This is a genomic window from Dethiothermospora halolimnae (assembly GCF_037577855.1).
Lineage (GTDB): Bacteria > Bacillota > Clostridia > Tissierellales > VENL01 > Dethiothermospora > Dethiothermospora halolimnae.
In genome coordinates this window covers 24,163-30,982 of sequence record NZ_JBAKFX010000047.1, presented here as the reverse complement: position 1 = coordinate 30,982, position 6,820 = coordinate 24,163, and the positions used below count along the sequence as shown (strand labels likewise).

The window sequence follows — 6,820 nt, the reverse complement described above, 5'->3', positions numbered from 1 at the left end:
AAGATAAGTTTTGTATTAAAAGGTTATTTAAGAATATGAATATTGAAGTTATTTTTAGTGAGAATGTTCGGTAGAAAAGAACTTTATTTTCTATCAAATGTTCTAACTATATTATACGAGGAGGGATAAAGATATGGGTACAAAAAGTAAAAAAAAATAAAGTAATAAATATATTGATAATAATATGGGCAATAGCTCTAACAGGATATGCTGGATATAGTTTTTATAACAACATGAAAATATCAAGAGCTATGAAGGTGATGAATAGTCCTGAATTAGATATAGAAAAAATAGGCATGGGTTTACAACTTAAAAAAGATAAGGATATGAAACTAAAGGAAGTAGTAAAAGAAGAAAATACATTTTTAATATTCTTTTCACCTAGCTGCGAGGCCTGTGTAAAGGAACTGGAGTTTATCAATAAATCATATAAAGGAAATCAATTGAAAAAGAAACCTATACTAATAACAGCTAGTAAAAAACATATAGTTGATAAGTTTATAGAAGATAAGGATATACCTTTTGAGTATTATTTTATAACAGAAGAAGAGCTGGATAAAAAAATAGGAGCAGGTAGTATACCCTTAAGTTTTGTAATTGATAAAGAGGGAAATGTAAAAATGGGCAAAAATGGATGGAGCAGTGATAAGTCCTTCCAAGAAGAATTAATTGAAAAGGTCAATTCTTTTAACTAGGTAATAATTTTTAGGTGGGGAATGCTAGGAAAATAAATTTAAATGGAGGTATGTAAATTGAATAAGAAGAAAAGAGTAGTAGTTTTATTTTTAGCAGTTGTGACGATGTTAATGGTTGTTGGTAATGTGGCTTTTGCTAGTCATTCATATGTAATAGATGAAGGTTGTTATAAGGTTGATAAATATACTGAAAAATGTTGTAAAACATACGTAACTTGTCCAGATTACGATGAGTCAAATTGTACAGAAAGAAGAAGATGTAATACAATAACTTATCCAGTCGAATAATAAGACTAAATAAAAAGTTTTAAATTAAAAGCTATTCCTCACCTAGATTTTAACATATATTTATTAGGGGGTATTTGAATGAAGAAAGGCGCAACGTTGTTAATTTTAATATTTACATTAATGGCTTTAATAGGTTGTTCTCAAGAAAAAAACGAGAAAGTTAATAAAAAAAAGATAGATGATAGCCAAGAAATAACCATAGCACTTTGGGGTCTAGACATGCGAGATGGAGGTATTACGGCTCCGATAGGTAGTTATACTGGCTTATTTCAAATAAAAAATGATATAAAAATAACATATGATGTTATAAACGCAACAAGTTATGAAGAATATATAGAAAAATTAAATACTAGGCTTTATACAAATAATGGCCCAGATTTAATATTTTTCAGTCGTGGGAGATCACCTAAGTTATATACAGATAAAGGGGTGGGTATTGATGTAAATGAAAGACTAGAAAATATAGATAAAATATATGATGGGTTAAAAAGAGATAAGATGTATTATGTTCCCATAGGTATTTTTAAGCCAGGTATGATTCTTAATAAGGGTTTGTTAGAGGAGTTAAATATAGAAGAACCTGATGTAAATTGGACAATAAAGGGTTATTTAAACATAAAGAAACAATGGTTAAAAGATAATCCTATAGAATTTAATATTATTGAATATGAAGATATAGTAACAAAGCCTTTATACAACTTAGATATAATAGATGGGAGTAATAAAAAAGTAAATTTAAATAGTTCTAAAGTTAGAAATTTTTTAGTCAGTGCAAAAAATAAGATATTTTCTGAGGATTATATATTAAATGAAGATTATGATTATTATTATAATATGAGCTTAAATATAGGTTCCAATGAATATTTAGGCCAATTTGAAAAAATCGATAATAATCAACAAAATATTTTAAGGATTTTAAGAGGCCCTAATATATTAAAATTGAAAGATCAAGAATTAAAAAATGATAAATTTTTGATCTTACCCAACGTATATGATGGAGATATAACTACTTTTGGATTTATGGTTAATAAGAAGGGAAAAAATATTGATTTAGCATTAAAATATATAGATGGATTATTAAATGATGGAAATCAGAAGAAGATTTACGAAGATCAACTGTACTATTATTATCCTGTAAATCAAGAGGTTGAAAAAGAAGTAGTAAAAATAGATAAAGAAAAAGGAGTTAATGAAAGATTTATAAAAATGAGAGAGGTTATCTTAGATAAATTGAAAAATGAGAAGATAGATTATATGGGAGAAGAGAGAAAAATTGAGATTATGTATAAAAATATAGAAAAGGATTTATTTTATTTAATCTTTACGGATAAAGAATATAATGAAAAAGAATTGGAGGGGGAGTTGAAAAAGTTAGAGGATAAATATAATCTTATTTTAAATGAATAGCTGGGGGATTACGAATCCCCCAGCAACAGTTGGTTACAATTCACTGCCGATAAAGCCTAAACCTCAAACTAAGCCTAAGTCTAAACCTCAACCTAAACCTAAGTCTAAACCTCAACCTAAACCCTCAATCCATATCCCCTAAAGACATCAATTACTTTCTTAACAGAATCCTCAGAAGGGGGTCTAGTATTCTTTAGTTCATAGTCATAGCCCAGTTCATCCCATTTAAACTCTCCCATCTTATGAAATGGAAGCACTTCAAGTTTTTCTATATTATTAAGATTAGATAGAAACTTTCCGAGACTATTTATATCCTCCATATTATCAGTTATATGGGGAACTAAAACATATCTTACCCACATAGGTTTATTTATACTGGATAAATAATTAGCAAATTTTAATGTGGGTTCATTGGATACCCCTGTAAGGTCTTTATATACAATATTGTTGTGGGACTTAATATCCAATAATACTAAATCAGCATACTCTAAAACATCCTTTGCAATATCTAGATTTACATATCCAGAGGTATCAATGGCAGTGTGGATTTTTTCTTCTTTACATCTTTTAAGAAGTTCCGCTACAAATTTAGGTTGCATAAGGGGATCCCCACCACTGACTGTAATGCCTCCACCGGAAAACTTCATATAGGACTTATATTTTTTAACTTCATTCATTACTTCATCCACTGTGAACTCTTTACCATCTTTTAATTTCCAGGTATCAGGATTGTGGCAAAATTTACATCTAAGGGGACAGCCCTGCATAAATACTACAAATCTTACCCCAGGGCCATCAACAGTTCCACAACTTTCTAAAGAATGAATCATACCCTTTATAGTCATAAGACATTCTCCTTTAAATATTTATTTAAATTCTTTCGTGGAAGGTTCTATTTATAACATCAAGTTGTTGTTCTCTAGTTAATTTGATAAAGTTAACTGCATATCCAGAAACACGAATGGTTAATTGAGGATATTTTTCAGGGTGATCCATGGCATCTATTAAGGTTTCCCTATCAAATACATTGATGTTTATATGATGACCGTCATCATGGAAGTATCCATCTAACATACCAACTAAGTTAGATTTTCTTTCATCTTCTGTTTTCCCTAAAGCCTTAGGCACTATAGAGAAGGTATAGGATATACCGTCTTCTGCATGTTCATAAGGTAACTTTGCAACGGAGGCCATAGAAGCAACGGCTCCATTTGTATCACGACCGTGCATAGGATTTGCCCCTGGTGCAAAGGGTTCTCCAGCTTTTCTACCATCCGGGGTGCTGCCTGTTTTCTTACCGTATACAACATTAGATGTAATAGTTAGTATAGATAAAGTCGGTATAGAATTTCTATATGTTTTGTGCTTACGAAGCTTATTCATAAATCTTTCAACTATATTAGAAGCTATCTTATCAACCTTATCATCATTGTTACCAAATGCAGGATAGTCTCCTTCGATTTCATAGTCTACAGCTAAACCTTCTTCGTTTCTTATTACTTTTACTTTGCTATGTTTTATTGCAGATAGAGCATCGGCAACAACAGATAGTCCAGCAATACCACAAGCAGAAGTTCTAACTATATCCTTATCATGAAGGGCCATTTGAATTCTTTCATAGCAATACTTATCATGCATATAGTGGATAATGTTTAAAGTATTTATATATAACTGGGATAACCAGTTCATGATTTGATCAAATCGACTCATGACAGTATCATAATCAAGATATTCAGATGTAATAGGCGCAAACTCAGGTGCGATTTGTTCCCCGGATTTCTCATCTTTACCCCCGTTTATAGCATATAGTAATGCCTTGGCTAGATTGGCACGGGCACCAAAGAATTGCATTTGTTTACCTATTCTCATAGCTGATACACAACAAGCAATACCGTAGTCATCCCCATACCATCTTCTCATTAGGTCATCATTTTCATATTGTATAGAACTAGTATCAATTGATACCTTAGCAGAATACTTTTTAAAGTTATTTGGTAATCTTTCAGACCAAAGAATAGTTAGGTTTGGTTCTGGAGCAGGACCTAAGTTATATAGGGTGTGTAGAACACGATAACTTGTTTTTGTAACCAATGTTCTTCCATCTTCTCCCATACCACCTATAACCTCAGTAACCCAAGTTGGGTCTCCAGAAAACAATTCATTATAGCTTGGGGTCCTTAAAAATCTTACAAGTCTTAATTTCATAACGAAATGATCCATTATTTCTTGAATCTCTTTTTCTGTGATTAAGCCATTTTTAATATCCCTTTCAAAGTAGATATCAAAGAAAGTAGATACACGACCTAAAGACATGGCAGCTCCATTTTGTTCTTTTATGGCAGCTAGATATCCAAAGTAAGTCCATTGTACCGCTTCTTTACCATTTGAAGCTGGTTTACTTATATCAAAACCATAGGATTTTGCCATTTCCTTTAATTCTTCTAGGGCATATATTTGTTCGCTAATTTCTTCTCTAGCCCTTATAATATCAGACTCCATATGTTCTAGTTTAAGTAATTGTTGTTGTTCTTTTTTATCCTCAATCAATCTATCTACACCATATAGGGCAACTCTTCTATAGTCTCCTATAATTCTACCCCTGCCATATGCATCGGGAAGCCCTGTTATAATACCTGAATGTCTTGCCTTTTTCATATCATCGGTATATGCATCAAAAACTCCATCGTTGTGGGTCTTTCTATAGTTGAAGATATTTTCTGTTTCGGCATCCAATTCATAGCCATAGGATTTAAGGGATTTTTTCACAACTCTAAGACCACCAAAGGGCATTATTGCTCTTTTTAAAGGTTTGTCAGTTTGAATACCAACAATTTGCTCCATATCCTTATCTATATATCCTGCATCATGGGAAGTTATAGTGGATATAATTTTAGTATCGGTATCTAAAATACCTTTATCCCTTTCAATATCCTTTAGCTTAGAAACCTTATCCCATAGTTTTAGGGTATTATCAGTTGCATCTTCTAAGAAACTTTCATCTCCAGTGTAGGGAGTATAATTTTTTTGAATAAAGTTTCTTACATTGACCTCTTCATTCCATTTACCATCTTCAAAGCCTTTCCATTGTTTAAACAATTACAAAACCTCCTTTTATTAAAACGTTTTCCTTAAGATATAAAATTCTAGGAAAATAATAGTTTACTAATTGACTATGGATATTGTATACAATATAGAATTCAATCATGTTGTCGGGGGATTCATAATCCTCCGACTATCTTAGTTCCATTGTAGAATACAATTATAACAGATTATGTGACTATAATCACATATTTTAATTTTTTTTCATATTTTTTCATATAATAGTGGAGGTAATAAATTTAAAGGAAAAAACAAATAATATTTTCCCCTTAAAGGAATTATAATTAGTTTTTTTAGGACCTTTATTATTATTATATATCCCTATATAATATAGATATACATAATAAAGGTGGTGACCATATGAAAATAGATATGATTAAAAATTATTATTTATATAATGGTGAACTATTTGATGTTGGTAAGACTATAAATATAGAACCTCCAGTTATTTATGAGGTAATAAGGATAATTGATGGTGTAGCCCTATATGAGATGGAGCATATAAAAAGAATGAAAAAGTCCACTAAATTAATTGGCTATGATATTAAAAGGGATATGGAGAAAATTTCAGATGATATAAAAAGATTAATAGAAAAAAATAATGTTTCTAACTTAAATATAAAACTTTTATGTAATAATTTTGATAGTGAAGAACAGGACTTTTATACATACTTTATAAAGAGTAATTATCCCAGTAAAGAGATATATGAAAGGGGAATACATACAATACTATATAATTCAGAGAGGGATAACCCAAATGTAAAAATAATAAAGGATAACTTTAGAAAAGTAATAAATGAAAAATTAAAAAAAGAAGATGCCTTTGAAGCTTTATTAGTTAACGAAGAGGGATATATAACAGAAGGAAGTAGATCAAATATATTTTTTGTAAAGGATAATAAAGTATATACAGCTTTAGGGAAAAAGGTACTATTGGGAATAACAAGAATGAAGATAATGGAAGTATGTAAAAGGTTTAATATAGAAGTTATTGAAACGGATATTCATGAAAATAATATAGATAAATATGATGGAGCATTTATGACAGGGACATCTGTAAATGTTTTACCTATTGCAACCATAGATAGTAGAAAATATAATTCGGTGAATAATAATATTATAAGAAAGATTAGTGAAGGGTATTTAGATGATATGAAAAATTATATAATGAGTAGAAAATCTGATATGTAGGGACAGGGCATGCCTTGTCCTATTTTTTTTGTAAAGAATATAGTTTTTAAAGTGGTAGGGGCTGAATATATTCAGCCCGGTTTTAATGTCATATACTATTTTTTATCGAAATTTTATGAACAAAGGGAGTAAAATCACCT

6 protein-coding genes are annotated in these 6,820 nt (G+C 30.3%); 4 read left to right on the top strand and 2 right to left on the bottom strand.

Translation table 11 applies throughout. The features are described from left to right. Positions 1 to 173: 173 nt before the first annotated feature. From V6137_RS15855 to V6137_RS15845, 3 genes are all read left to right on the top strand, one after another. Positions 174 to 695, top strand: coding sequence for a peroxiredoxin family protein (locus V6137_RS15855; protein WP_425448935.1), 522 nt, complete (start codon positions 174 to 176; stop codon positions 693 to 695). A 57-nt stretch (positions 696 to 752) separates the two neighbouring features. Beyond that, complete coding sequence (locus V6137_RS15850) at positions 753 to 983, top strand: hypothetical protein (RefSeq protein ID WP_425448934.1); 231 nt, start codon at positions 753 to 755, stop codon at positions 981 to 983. 78 nt (positions 984 to 1,061) lie between these two features. Beyond that, complete coding sequence (locus tag V6137_RS15845; protein WP_425448933.1) at positions 1,062 to 2,390, top strand: ABC transporter substrate-binding protein; 1,329 nt, start codon at positions 1,062 to 1,064, stop codon at positions 2,388 to 2,390. Positions 2,391 to 2,506: 116 nt separating this feature from the next. Here the strand turns inward: V6137_RS15845 and pflA are convergent, their stop codons facing one another. Next, positions 2,507 to 3,235 (bottom strand): pyruvate formate-lyase-activating protein, encoded by a 729-nt coding sequence (gene pflA / locus V6137_RS15840; protein WP_425448932.1) that lies wholly within the window; start codon positions 3,233 to 3,235, stop codon positions 2,507 to 2,509. 25 nt (positions 3,236 to 3,260) lie between these two features. After that, positions 3,261 to 5,486, bottom strand: coding sequence for a formate C-acetyltransferase (pflB, locus tag V6137_RS15835; RefSeq protein WP_425448931.1), 2,226 nt, complete (start codon positions 5,484 to 5,486; stop codon positions 3,261 to 3,263). Between the two features lie 363 nt (positions 5,487 to 5,849). Here pflB and V6137_RS15830 point away from each other — a divergent pair, with 363 nt between their 5' ends. Further along, positions 5,850 to 6,680, top strand: a complete 831-nt coding sequence (locus tag V6137_RS15830; RefSeq protein WP_425448930.1) for an aminotransferase class IV — start codon at positions 5,850 to 5,852, stop codon at positions 6,678 to 6,680. Positions 6,681 to 6,820: the final 140 nt, after the last annotated feature.